This is a genomic window from Streptomyces roseoviridis (assembly GCF_039535235.1).
Lineage (GTDB): Bacteria > Actinomycetota > Actinomycetes > Streptomycetales > Streptomycetaceae > Streptomyces > Streptomyces roseoviridis.
In genome coordinates this window covers 6,102,206-6,125,208 of the sequence record NZ_BAAAWU010000001.1, presented here as the reverse complement: position 1 = coordinate 6,125,208, position 23,003 = coordinate 6,102,206, and the positions used below count along the sequence as shown (strand labels likewise).

General features: G+C 72.6%; 17 protein-coding genes. 9 read left to right on the top strand and 8 right to left on the bottom strand.

The genetic code is table 11. The features are described 5' to 3' along the window. Nucleotides 1-202: 202 nt before the first annotated feature. Together ABD954_RS27665 and metH are read right to left on the bottom strand one after the other, a co-directional pair. Nucleotides 203-910 carry an HAD family hydrolase gene (locus tag ABD954_RS27665; RefSeq protein ID WP_345490023.1) on the bottom strand — a complete coding sequence of 236 codons (708 nt, stop codon included), beginning with the start codon at nucleotides 908-910 and terminating at the stop codon, nucleotides 203-205. Nucleotides 911-1,042: 132 nt separating this feature from the next. Beyond that, entirely contained in the window at nucleotides 1,043-4,561 is a 3,519-nt protein-coding gene (gene metH, locus ABD954_RS27660; protein WP_345490021.1) for a methionine synthase, read from the bottom strand. 243 nt (nucleotides 4,562-4,804) lie between these two features. Here metH and ABD954_RS27655 point away from each other — a divergent pair, with 243 nt between their 5' ends. From ABD954_RS27655 to ABD954_RS27630, 6 genes are all read left to right on the top strand, one after another. Then, complete coding sequence (locus ABD954_RS27655; protein ID WP_345490019.1) at nucleotides 4,805-5,569, top strand: IclR family transcriptional regulator; 765 nt, start codon at nucleotides 4,805-4,807, stop codon at nucleotides 5,567-5,569. Nucleotides 5,570-5,835: 266 nt separating this feature from the next. Next, entirely contained in the window at nucleotides 5,836-6,621 is a 786-nt protein-coding gene (locus tag ABD954_RS27650) for an MIP/aquaporin family protein (protein WP_345490017.1), read from the top strand. Nucleotides 6,622-6,656: 35 nt separating this feature from the next. Continuing rightward, nucleotides 6,657-8,207: a glycerol kinase GlpK gene (gene glpK, locus ABD954_RS27645; protein WP_345490015.1), complete on the top strand. Its 1,551-nt coding sequence runs from the start codon at nucleotides 6,657-6,659 to the stop codon at nucleotides 8,205-8,207. A 16-nt stretch (nucleotides 8,208-8,223) separates the two neighbouring features. After that, the gene (locus ABD954_RS27640) at nucleotides 8,224-9,828 is read left to right on the top strand and encodes a glycerol-3-phosphate dehydrogenase/oxidase (RefSeq protein WP_345490013.1); all 1,605 of its coding nucleotides are present in this window, start codon (nucleotides 8,224-8,226) and stop codon (nucleotides 9,826-9,828) included. Between the two features lie 133 nt (nucleotides 9,829-9,961). After that, entirely contained in the window at nucleotides 9,962-11,023 is a 1,062-nt protein-coding gene (locus ABD954_RS27635) for an LLM class flavin-dependent oxidoreductase (RefSeq protein WP_345490011.1), read from the top strand. A 144-nt stretch (nucleotides 11,024-11,167) separates the two neighbouring features. Then, on the top strand, nucleotides 11,168-12,373 hold the full coding sequence (locus ABD954_RS27630; protein ID WP_345490009.1) for a PAC2 family protein: 1,206 nt from the start codon (nucleotides 11,168-11,170) through the stop codon (nucleotides 12,371-12,373). A gap of 122 nt (nucleotides 12,374-12,495) precedes the next feature. Here ABD954_RS27630 and mshC read toward each other — a convergent pair whose 3' ends face one another. The 4 genes from mshC to ABD954_RS27610 all read right to left on the bottom strand — a co-directional run bounded on the left by mshC (nucleotide 12,496) and on the right by ABD954_RS27610 (nucleotide 16,074). Continuing rightward, on the bottom strand, nucleotides 12,496-13,725 hold the full coding sequence (gene mshC, locus ABD954_RS27625) for a cysteine--1-D-myo-inosityl 2-amino-2-deoxy-alpha-D-glucopyranoside ligase (RefSeq protein WP_345490007.1): 1,230 nt from the start codon (nucleotides 13,723-13,725) through the stop codon (nucleotides 12,496-12,498). 178 nt (nucleotides 13,726-13,903) lie between these two features. Further along, the gene (locus tag ABD954_RS27620) at nucleotides 13,904-14,740 is read right to left on the bottom strand and encodes an SCO1664 family protein (RefSeq protein ID WP_382745598.1); all 837 of its coding nucleotides are present in this window, start codon (nucleotides 14,738-14,740) and stop codon (nucleotides 13,904-13,906) included. Beyond that, on the bottom strand, nucleotides 14,704-15,294 hold the full coding sequence (locus ABD954_RS27615) for a DUF3090 domain-containing protein (RefSeq protein WP_345490003.1): 591 nt from the start codon (nucleotides 15,292-15,294) through the stop codon (nucleotides 14,704-14,706). The genes ABD954_RS27620 and ABD954_RS27615 overlap by 37 nt, the downstream gene beginning before the upstream one ends. A gap of 90 nt (nucleotides 15,295-15,384) precedes the next feature. Continuing rightward, nucleotides 15,385-16,074, bottom strand: a complete 690-nt coding sequence (locus ABD954_RS27610; protein ID WP_345490001.1) for a histidine phosphatase family protein — start codon at nucleotides 16,072-16,074, stop codon at nucleotides 15,385-15,387. Between the two features lie 63 nt (nucleotides 16,075-16,137). Here ABD954_RS27610 and ABD954_RS27605 point away from each other — a divergent pair, with 63 nt between their 5' ends. After that, nucleotides 16,138-17,136 (top strand): magnesium and cobalt transport protein CorA, encoded by a 999-nt coding sequence (locus tag ABD954_RS27605; protein WP_345492508.1) that lies wholly within the window; start codon nucleotides 16,138-16,140, stop codon nucleotides 17,134-17,136. A 39-nt stretch (nucleotides 17,137-17,175) separates the two neighbouring features. Here ABD954_RS27605 and ABD954_RS27600 read toward each other — a convergent pair whose 3' ends face one another. Both ABD954_RS27600 and ABD954_RS27595 read right to left on the bottom strand, forming a co-directional pair. Then, nucleotides 17,176-17,961, bottom strand: a complete 786-nt coding sequence (locus ABD954_RS27600; protein WP_345489999.1) for a ferritin-like domain-containing protein — start codon at nucleotides 17,959-17,961, stop codon at nucleotides 17,176-17,178. Between the two features lie 292 nt (nucleotides 17,962-18,253). Continuing rightward, complete coding sequence (locus tag ABD954_RS27595; RefSeq protein WP_345489997.1) at nucleotides 18,254-19,303, bottom strand: LLM class F420-dependent oxidoreductase; 1,050 nt, start codon at nucleotides 19,301-19,303, stop codon at nucleotides 18,254-18,256. A 145-nt stretch (nucleotides 19,304-19,448) separates the two neighbouring features. On the opposite strand from ABD954_RS27595, the gene ABD954_RS27590 reads away from it, so the two are divergent. Both ABD954_RS27590 and ABD954_RS27585 read left to right on the top strand, forming a co-directional pair. Next, nucleotides 19,449-20,435, top strand: coding sequence for an aldo/keto reductase (locus tag ABD954_RS27590; protein WP_345489995.1), 987 nt, complete (start codon nucleotides 19,449-19,451; stop codon nucleotides 20,433-20,435). Then, entirely contained in the window at nucleotides 20,432-22,885 is a 2,454-nt protein-coding gene (locus ABD954_RS27585; RefSeq protein WP_382745571.1) for a helix-hairpin-helix domain-containing protein, read from the top strand. The genes ABD954_RS27590 and ABD954_RS27585 overlap by 4 nt, the downstream gene beginning before the upstream one ends. Nucleotides 22,886-23,003: the final 118 nt, after the last annotated feature.

The window sequence follows — 23,003 nt, the reverse complement described above, 5'->3', positions numbered from 1 at the left end:
CGGTGCGTCCGATAGTCATGCGCGGGAATGATTCGTACGGGCGGGAGCGAATCGGGACACATGGGCGGGCCGTAAACGTCATGTTCCGGACACCCCACGCAGACAGGCCACCCGTCGGCCGGTACTCTGCGTGAGGAAGCTCACTCAGGGTTCTTTCGCGACGGACGGCCCGATCGTTTCCGGCTGCGAAGCCGCGGCGGCCTCAGCCGTGGTGCGGGGTGGAGATCAGGGTGCGCAGGAAGGGGACGTCGACCTCTTCGAGGGAGCGCACGACGACCCGCCCGGCGGAGGGCGCGATGGGGGCGACGGAGGGGACGGCGACCACGCGGCAGCCGGCGGCCTCGGCGGCCGCGACCCCGGTCGCCGTGTCCTCGATGACGGCGCACAGGGCCGGGTCGGCGCCCACCCCGCGGGCGGCGGTCAGGTACGGCTCGGGGTGGGGCTTGGTCCGGGCGACCTCGTCGCCGGCCACGGTCAGGGTGAAGCGGTCGCGGCCGAGCGAGGCCAGCACCCGGTCGATGATCCTGCGGTGCGAGGCGGAGACCAGGGCGGTCGGGATGTCGTACCGGGCCAGCTCGGCGAGCAGCCGCTCGGCGCCCGGCATCATGGGCACCCCGCGGTCGATGCGCTGCTCGAACTTGTCGTTGAGCAGCACGGTGAGTTCGTCGAGGGTGATGTCGGCGCCGGTCGCCTCGATGAGGTAGCCGGCGCTGCGGGTCATCGGGCCGCCCACGACGACGTCCCGCCACGCCTCGTCGAGCCGGTGGCCCAGGTCGGCGAAGACCTCCACCTCCGCGTCCCACCAGAAGCCCTCGGTGTCGACCAGGGTGCCGTCCATGTCGAGGAAGACCGCCTGCAGGGCGGAGCTCCCGTTGGCACGGAACAGGGACGCGGGGACCGTACTGGTCATCCGGCACACCTCCATCGAGGGACGAGAAGGCCGGTCGCCCTCCCCGGTACGGGGTGGGGGCGACCGGCCTGCACTGGACCGACCAGTGTACGTCCCGATCACTCGATGCGCAGGTATTGAGCCCTGAAGTGATTACCGAGCGTTGAAGTACTTCGCCTCGGGGTGGTGGATGACGATGGCGTCGGTGGACTGCTCGGGGTGGAGCTGGAACTCCTCCGAGAGGTGGACGCCGATCCGCTCGGGCTGGAGCAGCTCGGCGATCTTCGCCCGGTCCTCCAGGTCGGGGCAGGCGCCGTAGCCGAGGGAGAAGCGCGCGCCGCGGTACTTGAGCGCGAACATGTCCTCGACGTCCTCCGGGTCCTCGCCGCCGAAGCCGAGCTCGGCGCGCACCCGGGCGTGCCAGTACTCGGCGAGCGCCTCGGCGAGCTGCACGGACAGGCCGTGGAGCTCCAGGTAGTCGCGGTAGGAGTCGGACTCGAACAGCTTGGCGGTGGCCTCGCCGATCCGGGAGCCGACGGTGACGACCTGGAGGCCGACGACGTCGGTCTCGCCGGACTCCTCCGGGCGGAAGAAGTCGGCGAGGCACAGGCGCCGGCCGCGCCGCTGGCGCGGGAAGGTGAAGCGGGTGCGCTCGTTGCCGGCGTCGTCGAGGATGATCAGGTCGTCGCCCTTGGAGACGCAGGGGAAGTAGCCGTGGACGACGGCCGCCTCCAGGAGGTTCTCCGTGTGCAGGCGCTCCAGCCAGCCGCGCAGCCGCGGCCGGCCCTCGCTCTCCACGAGCTCCTCGTACGACGGTCCGTCGCCGGCCCGGTTCTGCTTGAGGCCCCACTGGCCCTTGAAGAGGGCGCCCTCGTCGAGCCAGGAGGCGTACTCCTTGAGCTGGATGCCCTTGACGACCCGGGTGCCCCAGAACGGCGGGGTGGGGACCGGGTTGTCGGTGGCGACGTCCGAGCGGCCGCCGGGCTCGGGCTCGTCGATCTGGAGGGTGGCGGCGCCCTTGGCGACCCGGCGCTGCTTGAGCTCGGGCAGGGCGGCGCCGGGGACGCCGCGCTTGACGGCGATGAGGGCGTCCATCAGGCGCAGGCCCTCGAAGGCGTCGCGGGCGTAGCGGACCTCGCCCTGGTAGATCTCGTGGAGGTCCTGCTCGACGTAGGCGCGGGTGAGGGCGGCGCCGCCGAGGATGACGGGGTACTTGGCGGCCAGCTCGCGCTGGTTCAGTTCCTCCAGGTTCTCCTTCATGATCACGGTCGACTTCACGAGGAGGCCGGACATGCCGATGACGTCGGCGCGGTGTTCCTCGGCCGCGTCGAGGATCGCGGAGACGGGCTGCTTGATCCCGAGGTTGACGACGTTGTAGCCGTTGTTGGACAGGATGATGTCGACCAGGTTCTTGCCGATGTCGTGCACGTCGCCCCGGACGGTCGCCAGGACGATGGTTCCCTTGCCCTCGTCGTCGGACTTCTCCATGTGGGGTTCGAGGTAGGCCACGGCCGTCTTCATGACCTCCGCGGACTGGAGCACGAACGGCAGCTGCATCTGGCCCGAGCCGAACAGCTCACCGACGACCTTCATCCCGTCGAGGAGGGTGTTGTTGACGATGTCGAGGGCGGGCGTGGTGGTCAGGGCCTCGTCGAGGTCGGCCTCCAGGCCGTTCTTCTCGCCGTCGATGATCCGCCGCTTCAGCCGCTCCTCCAGCGGCAGCGCCGCCAGCTCCTCGGCCTTGCCGGCCTTCAGCGACTTCGTCGTCGCGCCCTCGAACAGGGCCATCAGCTTCTGCAGCGGGTCATATCCCTCCCGCCGCCGGTCGTAGATCAGATCCAGCGCGGTCTGCACCTGCTCCTCGTCGAACCGCGCGATCGGCAGGATCTTCGACGCGTGCACGATCGCCGAATCGAGCCCCGCCTTCACGCACTCGTCCAGGAAGACCGAGTTCAGCAGGATCCGGGCGGCCGGGTTCAGGCCGAAGGAGATGTTCGACAGACCGAGCGTGGTCTGCACGTCGGGGTGGCGCCGCTTCAGCTCGCGGATCGCCTCGATCGTCGCGATGCCGTCCTTGCGGGACTCCTCCTGACCCGTACAGATGGTGAAGGTGAGGGTGTCGATGAGGATGTCGGACTCGTTGATGCCCCAGTTGCCGGTCAGGTCGGCGATCAGCCGCTCCGCGATGGCGACCTTCGTCTCGACCGTGCGGGCCTGGCCCTCCTCGTCGATCGTCAGGGCGATCAGCGCGGCGCCGTGCTCCTTGGCCAGCGCGGTGACCTTCGCGAACCGCGACTCCGGCCCGTCACCGTCCTCGTAGTTGACCGAGTTGATCACCGCCCGGCCGCCCAGCTTCTCCAGACCGGCCTGGATGACATCGACCTCGGTGGAGTCCAGCACGATCGGCAGCGTCGAGGCGGTCGCGAACCGGCCCGCCAGCTCCGCCATGTCCGCCACACCGTCACGGCCCACGTAGTCGACGCACAGGTCCAGCATGTGCGCGCCCTCGCGGATCTGGTCCCGCGCCATCTCCACGCAGTCGTCCCAGCGGCCCTCCAGCATCGCCTCACGGAACTTCTTCGACCCGTTCGCGTTCGTCCGCTCACCGATCGCCATGTAGGAGGTGTCCTGCCGGAACGGCACCGTCTGGTACAACGACGCAGCACCCGGCTCCGGACGCGGCTCCCGCACCGGCGGCACCAGGCCCCGCACCCGCTCCACCACCTGCCGCAGGTGCTCCGGCGTCGTACCGCAGCACCCACCCACCAACGACAGCCCGTAGTCGGCGACGAAGTTCTGGTGGGCGTCGGCGAGCTCCTCGGCCGACAGCGGGTAGTGGGCGCCGTCCTTGGTGAGGATGGGGAGGCCGGCGTTGGGCATGCAGGAGAGGGCGACGCCGGCGTGGCGGGCGAGGTAGCGCAGGTGCTCGCTCATCTCGGCCGGGCCCGTGGCGCAGTTCATGCCGATCATGTCGATGCCCAGCGGCTCCAGGGCCGTGAGCGCCGCACCGATCTCGGACCCGAGGAGCATGGTGCCGGTGGTCTCGACCGTCACCGAGGTGATCAGCGGGACGGTGTAGCCGGCGACCTCCATGGCGCGGTGGGCGGCGATGATCGCGGCCTTCGTCTGGAGGAGGTCCTGGGTGGTCTCGACGAGCAGGGCGTCGGCGCCGCCGGCGAGGAGACCCTCGGCGTTCTGCTGGTAGGCGTCGCGCAGGGTGACGTAGTCGACGTGACCGAGGGTGGGGAGCTTGGTGCCGGGGCCCATCGAGCCGAGGACCCACCGCTGCTGCCCGGTCTTCCGCGTGAACTCGTCGGCGGCCTCACGGGCGATCCGGGCGCCGGCCTCGGAGAGCTCGTGGATGCGGTGGGCGATGTCGTACTCGCCGAGCGCGGAGAAGTTGCAGTTGAAGGTGTTGGTGCCGACGCAGTCGGTGCCGACCGAGAGATAGGCGTCGTGCACCGAGCGGACGATGTCCGGGCGGGAGACGTTCAGGATCTCGTTGCAGCCCTCGAGCTGCTGGAAGTCGTCCAGGGAGGGGTCCTGGGCCTGGAGCATGGTGCCCATGGCGCCGTCGGAGACGACGACCCGGGAGGCGAAGGCCTCGCGGAGGGCGTCGGCCCGCTGGGCGGGGGTCGCGGGGGCGGCGGAAGGGGTCGGCGACGAGGCCATGGATTGAGCTCCCTGGGATGCGACGGCTGTCGGCTTTGCACGCTCGGAGGAGGGTGCACGGGCCCAGACTAGCCGTGCGGGTGCCGGGCTGGACATGGGGTTCCAGCTGGTGGACGGCATCCTGTGTGCGGGGACTCCCGGTCCGGCCCTTTCGTGGACGACACTGTCAGGTGTGACACAAGGTCGGCATCGACCGATAGTGTTCAGCATTGTCGAACAGCATGTGAGGAGAAGGGCCGGGCGATGGCGAAGAACATCCAGTCGCTTGAACGAGCGGCGGCGATGCTGCGACTGCTCGCGGGCGGCGAGCGCCGGCTCGGCCTGTCCGACATCGCCTCCTCCCTGGGCCTCGCCAAGGGCACCGCGCACGGCATCCTGCGCACGCTCCAGGCCGAGGGCTTCGTCGAGCAGGACGCCGCGTCCGGCCGCTACCAGCTGGGCGCGGAGCTGCTGCGGCTCGGCAACAGCTATCTGGACGTGCACGAGCTGCGCGCGCGGGCCCTGGTGTGGACGGACGACCTGGCCCGCTCCAGCGGGGAGAGCGTCCACCTCGGGGTGCTGCACCAGCAGGGCGTGCTGATCGTCCACCACGTCTTCCGGCCCGACGACAGCCGGCAGGTCCTGGAGGTCGGGGCCATGCAGCCGCTGCACTCCACGGCCCTGGGCAAGGTGCTCTCGGCGTACGACCCGGTGGCGCACAGCGAGGCGGTGGAGGTCGAGCGGGAGCCGTTCACGCCCCGTACGGTCACCGCGCTCGGGGACTTCGAGGCCCTGCTCGACATGACCCGGGCGCGCGGCTGGGCGGCGGACGTGGAGGAGACCTGGGAGGGCGTGGCCTCGGTGGCGGCGCCCATCCACGACCGGCGCAGGATGCCGGTGGGAGCGGTGGCCATCACGGGCGCGGTGGAGCGGGTGTGCTCCGGGGGCGAGCTGCGCTCGGAGCTCGTGGCGGCGGTGCGGGACTGCGCCCGCGCGGTCTCGCGGGACCTGGGGGCCGGCCGCTTCTGAACGGGCGCTCACCTGCGCCCGAGCACCATCCGACCCGTCGGTAACGATCGCGTTATCGGCGGGTTTTTCACGCCCGCGACCCTTGACGCGCTGTTAACCCTGGCGCAAAACTTCCGTTCATCGGTCGGCATTGTCGAACAGGTACCGGCAATACGCGCTAAGGTGTGACGGTGCCAAGGGCCGAAACCGCCCTCACCCCGAGGGCGCGGACCACCGGAGGGACCCGGGGTTCGCCTTCCCCTGGACGAAGGACAAAGGAGTCGCGGGTGTCCAGCTCCGACATCTTCCTCGGCGAGACCATCGGTACCGCCGTACTCATCCTGCTCGGCGGTGGCGTGTGCGCCGCCGTCACGCTCAAGAGCTCCAAGGCCCGTGGCGCGGGCTGGCTCGCGATCACCTTCGGGTGGGGCTTCGCCGTCATGACGGCGGTCTACATGACCGCTTCCCTCTCCGGCGCCCATCTGAACCCCGCCGTGACGATCGGCATAGCGATCAAGGACGGGGAGTGGGGCGACGTACCGGTCTACGTCGCCGGTCAGATGCTGGGCGCGATGATCGGCGCGGCGCTGGTCTGGGTGGCCTACTACGGACAGTTCCGGGCCCACCTCACGGACGAGTCGATCATCTCGACGCCGCACGAGGAGGGCATGGTCGACCAGAAGGCCGCCCCCGCGGCCGGTCCGGTGCTCGGCGTCTTCTCCACCGGCCCCGAGATCCGCAACACCTGGCAGAACCTGGCCACCGAGATCATCGGCACCGTGGTGCTGGTGCTCGCCGTGCTCACCCAGGGCCTCAACGACAGCGGCAAGGGCCTCGGCGTCATCGGCGCCCTGATCACCGCCTTCGTCGTCGTCTCCATCGGCCTCTCGCTCGGCGGCCCGACCGGCTACGCGATCAACCCCGCCCGCGACCTGGGCCCGCGCATCGTGCACGCCCTCCTCCCGCTGCCGAACAAGGGCGGCTCCGACTGGAGCTACGCCTGGATCCCGGTCGCCGGTCCGCTGATCGGCGGAGCCATCGCCGCGGGTATCTACAACATCGCGTTCGCCTGAGCCGTCCTTCTTCCAGACCTCCCTTGGAGCACACCGTGACCGACGCACACACCACCGGCACCGCCTCCCACGGCGCTGGCCCCTTCATCGCGGCCATCGACCAGGGCACCACCTCGTCCCGCTGCATCGTCTTCGACAAGGACGGCCGGATCGTCTCCGTCGACCAGAAGGAGCACGAGCAGATCTTCCCGAAGCCGGGCTGGGTCGAGCACGACGCCGCCGAGATCTGGACCAACGTCCAGGAGGTCGTCGCCGGCGCCATCCACAAGGCGGGCATCACCTCCGCCGACGTCAAGGCGATCGGCATCACCAACCAGCGCGAGACCACGCTGCTGTGGGACAAGAACACCGGTGAGCCCGTCCACAACGCCCTCGTGTGGCAGGACACCCGCACCGACGCCCTGTGCAAGGAGCTCGGCCGCAACGTCGGCCAGGACCGCTTCCGGCGCGAGACCGGTCTCCCCCTCGCCTCCTACTTCGCCGGCCCCAAGGTCCGCTGGCTGCTCGACAACGTCGAGGGCCTGCGCGAGCGCGCCGAGCGCGGCGAGATCCTCTTCGGCACCATGGACTCCTGGGTCATCTGGAACCTGACGGGCGGTGTGGACGGCGGTCACCACGTCACCGACGTCACCAACGCCTCCCGCACCATGCTGATGAACCTCCACACCATGCAGTGGGACGAGCGGATCCTCGACTCCATGGAGGTCCCGGCGGCCGTGCTGCCGGAGATCCGTTCCTCCGCCGAGGTGTACGGCACGGTCAAGGGCGGCGTCCTCGACGGCGTCCCGGTCGCCTCCGCGCTCGGCGACCAGCAGGCCGCCCTGTTCGGCCAGACCTGTTTCGCCGAGGGCGAGGCCAAGTCCACGTACGGCACCGGCACGTTCATGCTGATGAACACCGGCGACAAGATCATCAACTCCTACAGCGGCCTGCTGACCACGGTCGGCTACCAGATCGGCGACGAGAAGCCGGTCTACGCCCTGGAGGGCTCCATCGCCGTCACCGGCTCGCTCGTCCAGTGGATGCGCGACCAGATGGGCCTGATCAAGTCCGCCGCCGAGATCGAGACCCTCGCCTCCTCCGTCGAGGACAACGGCGGCGCCTACTTCGTGCCGGCCTTCTCCGGTCTGTTCGCCCCGTACTGGCGCTCCGACGCCCGCGGCGTGATCGCCGGCCTCACCCGCTACGTCACCAAGGCGCACATCGCCCGTGCCGTGCTCGAGGCCACCGCCTGGCAGACCCGCGAGATCACCGACGCCATGACCAAGGACTCGGGCGTCGAGCTGACCGCCCTCAAGGTCGACGGCGGCATGACCTCCAACAACCTGCTGATGCAGACCCTCTCGGACTTCCTGGACGCCCCCGTCGTGCGCCCGATGGTCGCCGAGACCACCTGCCTCGGCGCGGCCTACGCCGCCGGCCTGGCCGTCGGCTTCTGGCCCGACACCGACGCCCTGCGCGCCAACTGGCGCCGGGCCGCCGAATGGACCCCTCGCATGGACGCCGGCAAGCGCGACAGCGAGTACAAGAACTGGCTCAAGGCCGTAGAGCGCTCCATGGGCTGGCTCGAAGCAGAAGAGAACTGACGAGGAGTAATTCGCGATGACCACCCTGCAGAGCCTCCCCTCCCTGGGGATGCACCCGGCTGCCGGTTCCCTGCCGACCCGCGCCGAGACCAGAGAGCAGCTGTCCAAGGCGACGTACGACCTCCTGGTGATCGGCGGCGGCATCCTGGGCATCTCCACCGCCTGGCACGCCGCGCAGTCCGGACTGCGGGTGGCCCTGGTGGACGCCGGCGACTTCGCCGGCGCCACCTCCTCCGCCTCCTCCAAGCTGCTCCACGGCGGCCTGCGCTACCTGCAGACCGGCGCGGTCAAGCTGGTCGCGGAGAACCACTTCGAGCGGCGCGCGGTCTCCCGTCAGGTGGCGCCCCACCTGTCCAACCCGCTCACCTTCTACCTGCCCGTCTACAAGGGCGGCCCGCACGGCGCGGCCAAGCTCGGCGCCGGGGTCTTCGCCTACAGCGCGCTGTCCGCCTTCGGCGACGGCGTCGGACACCTGCTGAGCCCCGCCAAGGCCGCCCAGGACGTGCCGGAGCTGCGCACGGACAACCTGAAGGCCGTCGCCGTCTACGGCGACGACCAGATGAACGACGCCCGCATGGCGCTGATGACGGTCCGCGCCGCCGTCGACGCCGGGGCGGTCGTCCTCAACCACGCCGAGGTCACGGGCCTGCGCTTCACCAACGGCCGGGTCACCGGCGCCGAGCTCAGGGACCGCCTCGACGGCACGGAGTTCGGCGTCGGCGCCCGTCTGGTCCTCAACGCCACCGGACCGTGGGTCGACCACCTGCGCAAGATGGAGGACCCGAACGCGGCCCCCTCCATCCGCCTCTCCAAGGGCGCGCACCTGGTCCTCAAGCGCACCGCCCCCTGGAAGGCCGCGCTGGCCACCCCGATCGACAAGTACCGAATCACCTTCGCCCTCCCCTGGGAGGACATGCTGCTGCTCGGCACCACCGACGAGGAGTACGAGGGCGACCCGGGCGAGGTCGCGGTCAACGACAAGGACATCGCCCAGATCCTGGACGAGGCCGCCTTCTCCATCCGCGACCAGCAGCTCGACCGCTCCCTGATCACCTACGCCTTCGCGGGTCTGCGGGTGCTGCCGGGCGGTCCCGGCGACACCTCCAAGGCCAAGCGCGAGACGGTGGTCACCGAGGGCCGCGGCGGCATGCTGTCGGTCGCCGGCGGCAAGTGGACCACCTTCCGCCACATCGGCCGCACCATCATGAGGAAGCTGGAGTCCCTGCCGGGCCACCCCCTCGGCGAGGACTACGAGCCGGTCGCCACGCTGCCGAAGCGGCTGCCGCTGCCCGGCATCGCCAACCCGAACGCGGTCGCCCACCGGCTGCTCGTGGACGGGCCGGCGCCCGGCCCGCGGATGGCCGCCGACACCGCCAAGCACCTGGCGACGCACTACGGTTCGCTCTCCTTCGACATCGCCCGCATGGCGAACGAGAACCCCGAGCTCGCCGAGCGCATCCACCCCGACGCGCCGGAGATCTGGGCCCAGGTCGCCTACGCCCGCGACCACGAGTGGGCCGAGACGGCGGACGACGTGCTGCGCCGCCGCACCACGCTGACCATCCGCGGTCTGGCCACGGACGAGATCCGCGGCAAGGTCGAGGACATGCTGCGCAAGTAGGCGGCGTCCGTTGTGAGGGGCGGTCTCGAACGAGACCGCCCCTCACGCGCGCGGAGGCCGCCCCTCACACGCGCCGAGACCGCTGCCATACGGCGGCCACACCGCCGCAACACCCGGCGCGCAGAGTGGGGACATGAGGTTTCAGGTGCTCTCTCTCATCGGCCATGCCCCGCATCCCCTCACCGGCGAACTGCCGTCGCCCGCCGACCGCCTGGAGCAGGTCCTGGCGGTCGGCGAGGCCGCCGAGCGGCTCGGATTCGACGCGTACGCGATCGGCGAGCGGCACGCGGGCCCCTTCCTCTCCTCCAGCCCCTCGGTGGTGCTCGGCGCCCTCGCGGCCCGCACCTCCCGCATCCGGCTCCTGACCGGTGTGACGGTGGTCGCGATCCTCGACCCGGTCCGGGTCGCCGAGGACTACGCCACGCTCGACCAGCTCTCCCGGGGCCGGGTCGAACTCGTCGTCGGCAAGGGAGCGGAGGCCGGTCACTTCGACCTCTTCGGCCTCGACGAGAAGCGGCAGTGGGACCTCCAGCGGGAGAAGTACGAACTGCTGCGCCGGCTGTGGACCGAGGAAGGCGTCGACTGGGAGGGCGAGTTCCGTCCCGCGCTGCGGAACGTGACCACCCTGCCCCGCCCGTACGGCGGTCCCCCGCGGATCTGGCACGGATCCGCCACCAGCCTCGACTCCCCCGAACTCGCGGCCCGGCACGGCGATCCCCTGTTCACCGCCAACGCCGTCCAGCCCCGCGAGGCGTACGCGCGGCTCGTCGCCCACTACCGGGAGAAGTTCGAGGAGTACGGGCACGACCCGCGCCACGCGCGCGTGGCGGCGGGTTCCGGCGGGCTGCTCATCGCCGACACCGCCGAGCAGGCCGTCAGCCGCTACAAGGACCTCTACGAGGCGAGGGTCCGCCAGTCCTTCCGGCCCGAACTCCAAGGCAGGGCCGGCTACAACACCCCGTACCGCACCATCGAGGAGGCGATCGCGGGCGGCCCCCAGCTGATCGGCTCGCCGCAGCAGATCGTCGACAAGATCCTGGGCTACCACGAGGTGTACCGCCACGACCTCCAGTCGGTCACCGTGGACGCCTTCGGGCAGTCCACGGCGGAGCAGATCGAGACGCTGGAACGGTTCGCCGAGGAGATCGCCCCGGTGGTGCGCGAGGAGGCCCCCACCACCCTGTGGCGGGAGTGACGTCACCACGCGTGCGGACGGGAGTTCCTGGGTAGTCGATCAAGGCCGTGACGGCTCTCGGGCGGGTCCGAGGGCGGCGGGCGGGCCGCCGGAAAGGCATAAGGTTGGTCCGTACGACAGGAACTTCGACGAAGGAGGCGCTGGGTGATCGAGCTCGAGGGGGTGCCCGAGCTGATCGACCCGGTCATGGTGGCCGCGTTCGAGGGGTGGAACGACGCCGGTGACGCCGCCTCCGCGGCGGTCGCCCATCTGGACCGGGAGTGGAAGGGCGAGGTGTTCGCGGCGCTCGACGCCGAGGACTACTACGACTTCCAGGTCAACCGGCCCACCGTGTGGCTGGACGGCGGCGTCCGGAAGATCACCTGGCCGACGACCCGGCTCTCGGTGGTGCGCATCGGCGGCGACAAGCCCCGGGACCTGGTCCTGGTGCGCGGGATCGAACCGTCGATGCGCTGGCGTTCGTTCTGCAACGAACTCCTCGGCTTCGCGCACGAGCTGGGTGTGGAGATGGTGGTGATCCTGGGCGCGCTGCTCGGTGACACCCCGCACACCCGTCCGGTGCCGGTCAGCGGGGTCACCTCCGACCCGGATCTGGCCCGGACCATGGAGCTGGAGGAGACGCGCTACGAGGGCCCGACCGGCATCGTCGGCATCCTCCAGGAGGCGTGCACGCACGCCGGGGTGCCCGCGGTCAGCCTGTGGGCGGCCGTTCCCCACTACGTGTCGCAGCCGCCGAACCCCAAGGCGACGCTGGCGCTGCTCAACCGGCTCGAGGACCTGATCGGCCTGCGCATCCCGCTGGGCGAGCTGCCCGAGGACGCGCGGGCGTGGCAGCTGGGCGTGGACCAGCTGGCCGCCGAGGACAGCGAGGTGGCCGAGTACGTGCAGACGCTGGAGGAGGCGCGGGACACCGCGGAGCTTCCGGAGGCGTCCGGCGAGGCCATCGCCCGCGAGTTCGAGCGCTATCTGCGGCGGCGTGAGCCGGGCTCGGGTCCGGGGCCGGGTCCCGGCGCCGGGCCGGGGATGGCGACGGAGGGCGGCGACACCTCGTATCTGCGGGACGGCACGAGCGAGCGCACCCGCCCGCCGAAGCCCCAGCAGCCCGGCCCCGAGGCGGTGCCGGGCGCGGAGCCGGAGCAGCGGGCCGCGGACGACGGTCCGGCGGAGCGGCGGGCCGCGGAGGAGAGCCGTGAGCACGGCCCGGACGAGGGTCCGGGGCGGCGGGCCGCGGACGAGAACCGCGAGCAGGGCGCGGGCGAGCCGGGGCCGGGCCAGGGGCGTGAGCCGGGCCCGGAGCGGCGTACGGCCGACGGCGAGCAGCGGCAGGACGGCGAGGACGCCGGGGAGTGAGCGGTACGGGAGGGGTGGCACGGCCGCCCCTCCCGTAGCCGTTTCCGCCGGCCCCGGCAGCACGCGGGCCGCTCCTGGACCCCGGGTCCGAAAGCGGCCCGCCGGCGCGCGGGCCGGATGCGTTACAGGGCGACGCCGAGCAGCGCGTCGACCGCGCGGGAGACGAGGCCGGGGGCGGACTCGTCGGTGCCGCCCTCGGCGGTCTGGAGGGCCACCCAGCGGTCGACCGCGGCCAGCGCGGCCGGGGCGTCCAGGTCGTCGGCGAGCGCCTCGCGGACCTCCTCGACGAGGGCGTCGGCCGAGGGGCCGTCGGGGCGGGAGACGGCGGCGCGCCAGCGGCCGAGGCGGTCGAGGGCGTCGCGCAGGACCTGGTCGGTCCACTCCCAGTCGTCCCGGTAGTGGTGCGAGAGCAGGGCGAGCCGGATGGCGGCCGGGTCGACGCCGTCGCGGCGCAGCGCCGAGACGAAGACCAGGTTGCCCTTGGACTTGGACATCTTCTCGCCGTTCAGGGCGACCATGCCGGCGTGGACGTACGCCTTGGCCATGGGGAACTCGCCGGTGAGGGCCTGGGCGTGGGAGGCGCCCATCTCGTGGTGCGGGAAGATCAGGTCGGAGCCGCCGCCCTGGACGTCGAAGCCCATGCCGAGGTGGTCGAGGGCGATGGCGACGCACTCGATGTGCCAGCCGGGGCGGCCGGGGCCGAGGCTGCCGCCGTCCCAGCGGGGCTCGCCCTCGCGGGCGGCCATCCACAGCATCGGGTCGAGGGGGTTCTTCTTGCCCGGTCGGTCCGGGTCGCCGCCGCGCTCGGCGGACAGGTGGCGCATCAGCTCGGTGTCGTAGTGCGAGACCTTGCCGAAGTGCGGGTCGGCCTCGACGGAGAAGTAGATGTCGCCGTCGAGCTCGTAGGCGGCGCCGGAGTCCCGCAGCCGCTCCACGAGGGGGACGATGCCCGGTATGGCCTCGACCGCGCCGATGTACTGCTGCGGGGGCAGCATGCGCAGGGCGGTCATGTCCTCGCGGAAGAGCGCGGTCTCGCGCTCGGCGAGGCCGACCCAGTCGATGCCGTCGCGGACGGCCCGCTCCAGGAGCGGGTCGTCCACGTCGGTGACGTTCTGGACGTAGTGAACCTGCCGCTTGGTGTCGAGCCACACGCGCTGAACGAGGTCGAACGCGTTGTAGGTCGCCGCGTGTCCCATGTGGGTGGCGTCGTACGGCGTGATGCCGCAGACGTAGATGCGGGCGACGGGGCCGGGGGCGAGGGTCACTCGTCCACCGGTCGCGGTGTCGTGAATCCGGAGGTCGCGGCCCTTGCCGGGCAGGGCGGGGACCTCAGAAGCGGGCCAGGCATGCATGTCCTGAGCGTAACCGGACAGCTGTTCCGGATACGAACCGCATGCGGGATCTTGTCCGATCTCACGGTCTTGCGGGACGGCGCCGCCCATGCATACCCCCAGGGGGTCTCACGGGTCCGCCATGAATTGGCCGAAAAGCATCGGTCGCCGAGGCGGGCCGCAGCTCAGGCGCCGGTGCTCACACCGGTGGCCAGGGGATCGCGGGCCACTGACCCGACGGTACGGGGTGGCGGCCGGTCCCGCGCAGCACGGCGACCCGCCCCCGCAGGGCGTCCACCTCGGCGGGCGTCAGGAGTCCGGCGAGCCGTTCGGCCAGTGGAGTGCCCGGCGCGAGCCGCGCGTCCAGCGTCTCCAGGACGGCGGCGGCCTCCTCGGTGAGCTCCTCCCCCGCCCAGCCCCACAGCAGCGTGCGCAGCTTGTCGTCCACGTGGAAGGAGACCCCGTGGTCGATCCCGTAGAGGCGCCCGCCGGGCGCCGGCAGCAGGTGGCCGCCCTTGCGGTCGCCGTTGTTGATCACGGCGTCCAGGACGGCGAGCCGGCGCAGCTCCGGGGTGTCGGCGTGCACGAGCAGTGCCGTGCGGCCCTCGGCGACCTGGGCGGGCCCGACGGCCTTCCAGCCCTCGCCCGGCTCCTCGTCCTCGACGAGGGCGAGCAGGGTCGCCTCCGGGTCGGCCTCGATCCACAGCTGGACCATGCCCTCGCCGTACGGTCCGTCGCGCAGCACCGTCGGCGGGACCAGGCCCCAGCCGGTCGCCTCGGACAGCTCGTAGGCGGCGACCTCCCGCTGGGCGAGGGTGCCGTCGGGGAAGTCCCACAGCGGCCGCTCCCCCGCGACCGGCTTGTACACGCAGGCCGCTTCCTCGCCCCCGTACGCGACGGAGCAGAACAGCACGGCGTTGGATGCCTCGCGGACCTGGCCGCGCACGGTCAGCTCCCCCCGGGCGAGCAGGTCGACCGCCGCGAGGGCCTGGTGACTGCTCATGCGCCGCGACGGTATCCGTTCTGGCGCGGGCAGACGTGGCCCTCCGGGTCGAGCGGCAGGCTGCACAGGGGGCACGGCGGGCGGCCGGCGTTGACCACGTCGAGGGCCCGCTTGGCGAAGGCCCTGGCCTGGGCGCCGGTGAGCCGGACCCGCAGCATCGGCGGGCCGTTCTCCTCGTCCTGGAGCAGCCGCTCCTCGGCCTCGGCGAGGTCCTCCTCGGAGTCCGCGTCGAGCTCGACGAGCGCCTGCGCCTCGACGATCATGCGCTGCTCCTCGCCGTCCCAGGCGAGGGCCATGGTGCCGACCCGGAACTCCTCCTCGACGGGGGTGTCCAGGGGGGCGGTGTCGGTGGTGTCCGGCGGGGCGACCGCGGGCACGGGGGCGTTGCCGCCGGTGCGGCGCACGACCTCGTCGAGGAGTTCGTCGATCCGCTCGGCGAGGGCGGCGACCTGCGTCTTCTCCAGGGCGACGCTGGTGACCCGGCCGCCCGCGGACGCCTGCAGGAAGAACGTACGGCGGCCAGGCAGCCCGACCGTGCCGGCCACGAAACGCTCCGGTGGGTCGTAGAGGAACACCTGACGGGACACGTTCCCGACTCCCTTGGGTCTCGACTGTGGTGCTGCGGACTGGTCTTGCGGCGCCTTACAGCGGCGCGTCCACCCTACTGCGCGGATGGATCACGGTGCGCCCGCACCGCCTCCGACCTCCGCCGCACCGCCGTCGCCGGGAGTCTCGCGGGGGGCGAGGCCGGCGAGGTCGCCGGTGTCGCCGAGGCGGACGAGGAAGGGGCGCAGGCGGGTGTAGCGGATGACGGTGAGCGAGCAGGGGTCGACGTGGATGCGCTGGAAGAGGTCCAGGTGGAGGCCGAGGGCGTCGGCGACGAGGGCCTTGATGATGTCGCCGTGCGAGCACATCGCGTAGACGGCGTCCTCGCCGTGCTCGGCCTCGATCCGCTCGTTCCAGTCGCGGACCGCGTCCACGGCCCGGGCCTGCATGGCGCGCATGGACTCGCCGCCGGGGAAGGCGGCTGCCGAGGCGTGGCCCTGGACGACCTGCATGAGCGGTTCGTCCATGAGCTCGGCGAGCTTGCGGCCCGACCAGTCGCCGTAGTCGCACTCGTTGATCCGCTCCTCGGTGTGCAGCGGAAGTCCGGGGCGGGCGTCGAGCAGCGGCCGCATGGTCTCGCGGCAGCGCTGGAGCGGACTGGAGACGACCGCGGCGAGCGGCACCCCGGCGAGCCGCCCGGGCAGCGCGGCGGCCTGCGCGGCACCGCGTTCGTCGAGCGCCACGCCGGGCGTGCGCCCGGCGAGCACTCCGGAGGTGTTGGCGGTGGAGCGTCCGTGCCGGACGAGGAGGAGCGTGGCCATGTCGGCCAGCCTAGGGGGTAGGGGGGTGGCGTGCGGGTGCGTGACGGGAGTGGGAAGGGGAGAATACGGGCCGTGATCGTGGACTCAGCCCTGTACCGGGACGGGCGCAGGACGGACGACCCCGGAGATCTGTCGGACGCGCTGGCGGCGGCGCGGGCGTCCGGGGACGCGTTCTTGTGGGTGGGCCTGCACGAGCCCACGGCGGACGAGTTCGACCACGTCACGGCGGAGTTCTCGCTGCACCCGCTGGCCGTCGAGGACGCCCTCAAGGCGCACCAGCGGCCGAAGCTGGAGGTGTACGACGACTCGCTGTTCGCGGTGCTCAAGCCGGTGGTGTACGAGCCGGAGAGCGACCGGGTGTCGTCGGGCGAGCTGATGGTCTTCATCGGCGACTCGTTCGTGGTGACGGTGCGGCACGGCGAGGGTGCTCCGCTCGCGGCGGTGCGCAGGCGTCTGGAGGCCGATCCGGAGGTGCTGAAGCACGGCCCGACGTCGGTGCTGTACGCGATCAGCGACGCGGTGGTGGACCACTACCTGGAGGTGGCGGCCGAGCTCCAGGTCGACCTGGAGGAGCTGGAGGCGGACGTCTTCGCGCCGTCGTCGTCCGGCACCGGGCCCGGGCGGACGGCGGAGCGGATCTACACGGCGAAGCGGCAGGTCCTGGAGTTCCGGCGGGCGAGCAGTCCGCTGGCCGGGCCGATGGCCCGGCTGGCGTCGGGGGCGGTGCCCTTCGTGCGCGAGCGGTCGAAGCCGTTCTTCCGGGACGTCCAGGACCACCTGCTGCGGGCGACGGAGCAGGTCGAGGGCCTGGACCGGCTGCTGTCGGACGTGCTGTCGGCGCATCTGGCGCAGATGGGCGTGCGGCAGAACGACGACATGCGGAAGATCTCGGCGTGGGCGGCGATGGCCGCGGTGCCCACGATGGTCGCCGGGATCTACGGCATGAACTTCGACCACATGCCGGAACTGCGCTGGACCTGGTCGTATCCGGCGGTGGTGCTGCTGATGGCCGGGGCGGTGGCGGGCCTGTACCGGCTGTTCAAGCGGCGCGGCTGGATGTGAGCGATCCGCGCCGCGCCGTCGGTGTGCGCGGAGGCGGGCTCAGAAGGCCGGGGCGGGCGTCACGGGCCCTCCGAGGGCGTCGCGGCGCTCCGGCATGCGCAGGTCCACCATCCGGTGCCAGCCGGCGGCCCGCTCGTACGCGTACACGGCGTGGATGCCGGCCACGAGCGCGGCGGACTTCGCGCGGGGCCAGCGCAGGATGCGGCCCATGTGGCGCATCACGGCGAGGCTGACGTCGCGGTAGACCTGGATCTCGGCGAGCGCGGACGCGCGCAGGGTGTGCTGGATCAGCCGGCCGTGCCCCTCGTAGTTGAGGCGAAGCAGTTCCTCGTGGCAGTAGGCGAGGTGGTTGGCCTCGTCGTTGTCGATCATGTTGATGGCCTTGCCGAGCTCGGGGTGCCGGCCGAAGTCCCTGACGAGCATGTCCATCTGGTCGGCGGCGCGCTGCTCGGTGACCCGGCTGTGGCTGAGGTAGACGACGATGTCCCGCTCGGTGAGGGGCTCGTCCCGGCGGAGCTTGTCGTGGGCCAGGCCGATCCCGCGCCGTTCGAGGAGCATCGTGTAGTCCGTCTCGGGCGGGACGGGGACGGGTTCCAGGCCCCGCTTCCTCAGCAGCGCGTTGAAGATCCGGCCGTGCTTGTCCTCGTCGGCGCCGTGCCGGGCGATCTTCGGGGCCATGTCCCGCATGCCGGACGGGACGAGGGCGGCGATCCGGCCGTTCTCCCAGCCTCCCTGGGCCTCGCCGCTGGCGGCGATGGAGCAGAAGAGCTGGAAGGACACGTCGTCGTCGATGATTTCCTGGAACAGGCTCTTGGCCGAAAGCATGGGTGCCACCTCCATGCGGACGTCCGTACGCCGCACGCCCGCGGAGTACGAGTCAAGTGCGGCCCGGCCGGGCGGGCAACAGGAGCACCCCGGGGGCTGGGCCGAACGGGGTACGGGCGCGGGCGGGTAAGAGGCGGCCGCAGGGCCGGGGAGGAAGCGAGGAGCACGTGCCGCGGGGCGCGTAACCCCGGGCCCGCTCGCGCGTTGAGCTGCGTGACGGCCGTGGCGGGGAAGACCCCCGAGCCCCCACCACGGCCGCGGACCTCTTCTCCGGGCCCCGGCGCTCCGTCCGTTACGCGAGCCCGGCCCGCTCCAGGGCCTCCACACCCGCGCGGAGGGCGGCGATCCGCTCGTCCAGGGTGAAGCCGGCCGGGGCGAGGGTCAGGGTGGTGACCCCGGCCGCCGCGTAGGCCGTCATGCGGTCGGCGATGCGGTCGACGGAGCCGAGCAGGGTGGTCTGGTCGATCAGCTGCCGGGGAACGGCCGCGGCGGCGCCGTCCTTGTCCCCGGCCAGGTACTTGTCCTGGATCTCGGCGGCGGCCTTCTCGTAGCCCATGCGCCGGGCGAGCTGGTTGTAGAAGTTCTGCTTGCGGCTTCCCATGCCGCCGACGTAGAGCGCGGTGTACGGGCGGAAGACGTCGGCCAGGGCGTCGATGTCGTCGCCCAGGGCCAGCGGCAGCGTGGGGTGGACGTCGAAGCCCTCCATCGTCAGCCCGGCCTTCTCGCGGCCCGCGCGGAGGTGACGCAGGGCGGTCTCCTCCAGGTGCTCGGCGGAGGGAAAGATGAGCAGGGCGCCGTCGGCGATCTCGCCGGTCTGCTCCAGGTTCCGGGGGCCGATGGCGGCGATGTAGAGCGGGATGTGCGGGCGGGTCGGGTGGACCGTCAGCTTGATCGGCTTGCCCGGCCCGTCGGGCAGCGGCAGCGTCCAGTGCTCCCCCTGGTGGGTGAGGCGCTCGCGGGACATGGCCTTGCGGACGATCTCGACGTACTCGCGGGTGCGGGCCAGCGGCTTGTCGAACTTGACGCCGTACCAGCCCTCGGAGACCTGGGGGCCCGAGACGCCGAGGCCGAGGCGGAAGCGGCCTCCGGAGAGGGAGTCGAGGGTGGCGGCGGTCATCGCCGTCATCGCGGGCTGGCGGGCCGGGATCTGCATGATCGCCGAACCGACGTCGATCCGCTCGGTCTTGGCGGCGACCCAGGACAGCACGGTGGGGGCGTCGGAGCCGTACGCCTCCGCCGCCCAGCACACGTCGTAGCCGAGGCGGTCGGCCTCCTGCGCCACGGCGAGGTTGTCGCCGTCCATGCCCGCGCCCCAGTAGCCGAGGTTGATGCCGAGCCGCATGCCACGTACCCCTTACCCATCGGTAACGACCTGTGTGCGGGACTCTAGCGTGCGGGCCGCGCCCCGGACAGGAGCCCGACGAGCCTGTGGACAGGTTGTCCACAGGCTCTCTCCGCGTCGTGCCGTGGCCAGTAATCTCGCGGCCATGGAGCAGAGGCATCTCGGACGTACCGGCCTGCGCGTGTCCCGGCTCGGGCTCGGCACCCTCACGTGGGGCCGGGACACCGACGAGCACGACGCCGCCGAGCAGTTGAAGGCGTTCTGGGACGCGGGCGGCACGCTGGTCGACACCGCGGACGTGTACGGCGGCGGCGAGGCGGAGTATCTGCTCGGGCGGCTCATGGACGACCGGTCGGGTGTCGTGCCGCGCCGGGACCTGGTCATCTCGACCAAGGCGGGCAGCGTCCCCGACCCCGACCGGCGCACCGACGGCTCGCGCGGTCACCTGCTGGGCGCGCTCGACGCCTCGCTCGCCCGGCTCGGCACGGACCACGTCGACCTGTGGCTGCTGCACGCCTACGACCCGCACACCCCGCTGGAGGAGTCGCTGCAGGCCCTCGACATCGCCGTGCGCAGCGGACGGGCCCGCTATGCGGGCGTGTCGAACTTCTGCGGCTGGCAGCTGGCGAAGGCCGCGACCTGGCAGCTCGGCGGCGACCGCACCCGTCTCGCCGGGACGCAGATGGAGTACTCGCTGCTCCAGCGCGGTGTCGAGCGGGAGGTGCTGCCGGCCGCGCTGGACCTCGGCATAGGGCTGCTGCCCTCCTCTCCGCTCGGACGCGGGGTGCTCACGGGGAAGTACCGGCACGGCACACCGACGGACTCGCGCGGCGGCTCGGAGGCCCTGGCCCCCTTCGTCGAGCCGTACTTGGACGAGGCGGCCGGCCGGATCGTCGACGCGGTCAGCACGGCGGCCGACGGTCTCGCCGCCACCCCGCTGCAGGTCGCCCTCGCCTGGGTCCGCGACCGCCCCGGCGTGACCGCCCCGATCATCGGCGCGCGCAACGCGCAGCAGCTCAGAGCCGCGCTGTCAGTGGAGAGCCTTAGTCTTCCTGACGAGATCTGCCGGGCCCTCGACGACGTGTCGGCGCCCGTGCACCGCTATCCGGATCACGACTGGAGCACCTTGTGACCGAGCCTTCCGGGGAGAACACGCCCGAGGCCGCCGACGCCCTCACGCCCCGGCCCGAGGCCGGGCCGGCCGACGACGCCGCCCCCGGCGCGGACACCACGGCCCCAGCCGACCCGGCCCGCACGGCCGCCGGGGACGGCCCGGCGTCCGCGGACGGTGCCGCGCGCTCGGCGGACGGCACGGAGGCCACCGCCGGTGCGCCGGAGGCCCAGGCCGCCGCTCAGGAGACCCGCGAGGTGACCGGACGGGACGAGGGCGCCCGTGGGGAGGCGCCCGGGGACGACGACGCGGAGGCGCGGGGACCGGCGGCCGAGGAGCCGGAGGAGGCGGGTGACGCCGAGTCCGGTGCGGGCCGGGATGACGACACGACCGCAGAAGCCACCGGGCAGGAGGCCCCCGCCGGGAGCGACGCGGAGGGCGAAGCCGAGACCGGGGACGGGACTCCCGCCGGGAACGACGCGGAGGGCGAAGCCGAGACCGGGAACGGGACTCCCGCCGGGAACGACGCCGCCGCACGTGAGGTGTCCGCGGCGGAGGCCGAGCTCGCCGCCCAGCGGGAGTTGCGGGCCAGGATCGAGCAGCGGAAGGCCGAGCGGGGCGGGCCCGTGGAGGCGGGCGCGAAGCTGAGCGGGACGGCCGCCGATCTCCTCGCGGCCGTACGGGCCGTGGAGAGCGGCGCCAGGCCGGTCGCGGTCCCGCGCGTCGAGACGCCCGCGCCGCCGCGTCCCGTGGCGGCAGCGGCACCGGAGACGACCGTCCGTCCGCCCGTGCCCCCGGCACCGGTGGTGACCGAGGAGACGACGGCGTCCGTGCGGCAGGTCCTCGGGCGCGGCGGGGCACCCGAGACGCTCGCCGGGCCGGTGGCCACCGTGCTCGGTGAAGGCGCGGCGCGGGCCCTTCAGGAGGATCCGTGGCAGTTGCTCGCCGTGCCGGGGGTGCGGCCGGAGCAGGCGGACGGCTTCGCGCGGGCGCTCCTCGGCCCGCAGTGCGGTCCCGCCGATCCGCGCCGGGTCGTGGCCCTCACCGCCTGGCTCCTGGAGCAGGCCGCGCTGAAGGGCCACACGGCCCTGGAGATCGGAGCCGTGCGGGAGGGACTCGGCCGGCTGGCAGTGCCCGAGCCCGACCAGGCCGTCGACCTCGCGGTGTCCGAAGCCGCCGTCCTCGTCTTCCAGGAGGAGGACGAGGAGGAGCAGGACGGGCAGGAGGAGCCGGCCGAGGGCGGAGCGGGCGGGTCGCGCCCCGAGGTGCCGGTGCTGCTCGGGCTCGAGCGGTACGCGCTCGCGGAGGAGAGCCTCGCCGACGGCGTCGCCCGCCTGATCCGTACGGTCCGGCCCGAGCAGTGGGACGGCCCCGAGCTGGCCCGCGCCGCGGGAGGCCACGGTCTCGTGCTGCACACGGGTGGCGAGGCCGCCCGCGCCGAGCCGGTCGCGCTGGCCCGGCAGGCCCGTGCCCGGGGACTGCGGGCGGCGGTGGCGGCACACACCACGCGCGAGGGCGCCGTGACCGTGGCCGGGCTTCTGTCCGGTGCGGCGGGGCCCGGCCGCGACGCGGAGGGCGCCCTCGCGCTCGACCTGCTGGTGGTGCTCGACGCGCCGCAGCTCGACGTGGAGAGCGCCGCCGCGCTGGTCGAGGCGCTGCCCGACGGCTGCCGCCTGGTGCTCAGCGGCGACCCGCACGTGCTGGGGTCGGCCGGACCGGGCCGGGTGTTCGCCGACCTGCTCGCGGCCCGCGTCGTGCCGCAGATCGCCTCGCGCACCCCCGATCCGGGCCCGATCGGCGAGCTGGTGTCGGGCGTCGGCGTCGGCGAGCTGACGCAGGTCGACGCCCCCGGCAAGGAGGTCGTGATCGTCCCGGTCCGGGACGCCGGAGAGGCGGTGCACCGCACGGTGCAGCTCGTCGCCGACTCGATCCCGCGGGCGCTCGGGGTGCCCGCCGGGCAGACCCAGGTGATCACCGTCGGACACGGCGGCTCCGCCGGCACCCGCGCGCTCAACGCCGCCCTCAAGCAGCGGCTCAACCCCGGCCCCGGCCGCTTCGGCGGGTACGACCCGGGCGACCGGGTGGCCCACTCCCCCGCCCCGGGCCGCACGGTCACCGGCACGGTCGTCTCGGCCGACGCCGAGGGCCTGCACCTGGACTGCGCCGGGGAGCGGGTCGTCGTACCGAAGGAGCGGGTCGAGTCGTCGTTGCGGCACGGCTGGGCGCTGACCGCGCACCAGGCGGTCGGGTCATGCTGGCCGGCGGCGGTCGTGGTGCTGCCCGGGGACGCGGCCGCGGGCCTGAGCAGGGCCTGGGTGTACACGGCGTTCGGTCGGGCCGAGCGGCACCTCTCGGTCGTGCACGGCGTCGACCAGGCGCTGCCGCGCGCGGTGGCCGAGGGCCGGACCCCCGAGCGCACGACCCGGCTGCGCCCGCTCCTGGAGACGCTGCTCCACGAGGACGAGGCGTAGCACCGCGCGGACGCGCGAAGCGCCACGCGCCACGGGCGCCCTCCCCGCTCTCGCGGAGGGGCGCCCGTGGCGCGTGGTCCCGTGGTCTCTTGATCCTCTGGTCCCGTGGCCGGGGATC

What these genes read in the sequence shown, in the direction of transcription:
- ABD954_RS27665 (WP_345490023.1), bottom strand. Translation starts at nt 910, where the DNA reads ATGACCAGTACGGTCCCCGCGTCCCTGTTCCGTGCCAACGGGAGCTCC.
- metH (WP_345490021.1), bottom strand. Translation starts at nt 4,561, where the DNA reads ATGGCCTCGTCGCCGACCCCTTCCGCCGCCCCCGCGACCCCCGCCCAG.
- ABD954_RS27655 (WP_345490019.1), top strand. Translation starts at nt 4,805, where the DNA reads ATGGCGAAGAACATCCAGTCGCTTGAACGAGCGGCGGCGATGCTGCGA.
- ABD954_RS27640 (WP_345490013.1), top strand. Translation starts at nt 8,224, where the DNA reads ATGACCACCCTGCAGAGCCTCCCCTCCCTGGGGATGCACCCGGCTGCC.
- ABD954_RS27635 (WP_345490011.1), top strand. Translation starts at nt 9,962, where the DNA reads ATGAGGTTTCAGGTGCTCTCTCTCATCGGCCATGCCCCGCATCCCCTC.
- mshC (WP_345490007.1), bottom strand. Translation starts at nt 13,725, where the DNA reads ATGCATGCCTGGCCCGCTTCTGAGGTCCCCGCCCTGCCCGGCAAGGGC.
- ABD954_RS27610 (WP_345490001.1), bottom strand. Translation starts at nt 16,074, where the DNA reads ATGGCCACGCTCCTCCTCGTCCGGCACGGACGCTCCACCGCCAACACC.
- ABD954_RS27600 (WP_345489999.1), bottom strand. Translation starts at nt 17,961, where the DNA reads ATGCTTTCGGCCAAGAGCCTGTTCCAGGAAATCATCGACGACGACGTG.
- ABD954_RS27595 (WP_345489997.1), bottom strand. Translation starts at nt 19,303, where the DNA reads ATGCGGCTCGGCATCAACCTCGGCTACTGGGGCGCGGGCATGGACGGC.
- ABD954_RS27590 (WP_345489995.1), top strand. Translation starts at nt 19,449, where the DNA reads ATGGAGCAGAGGCATCTCGGACGTACCGGCCTGCGCGTGTCCCGGCTC.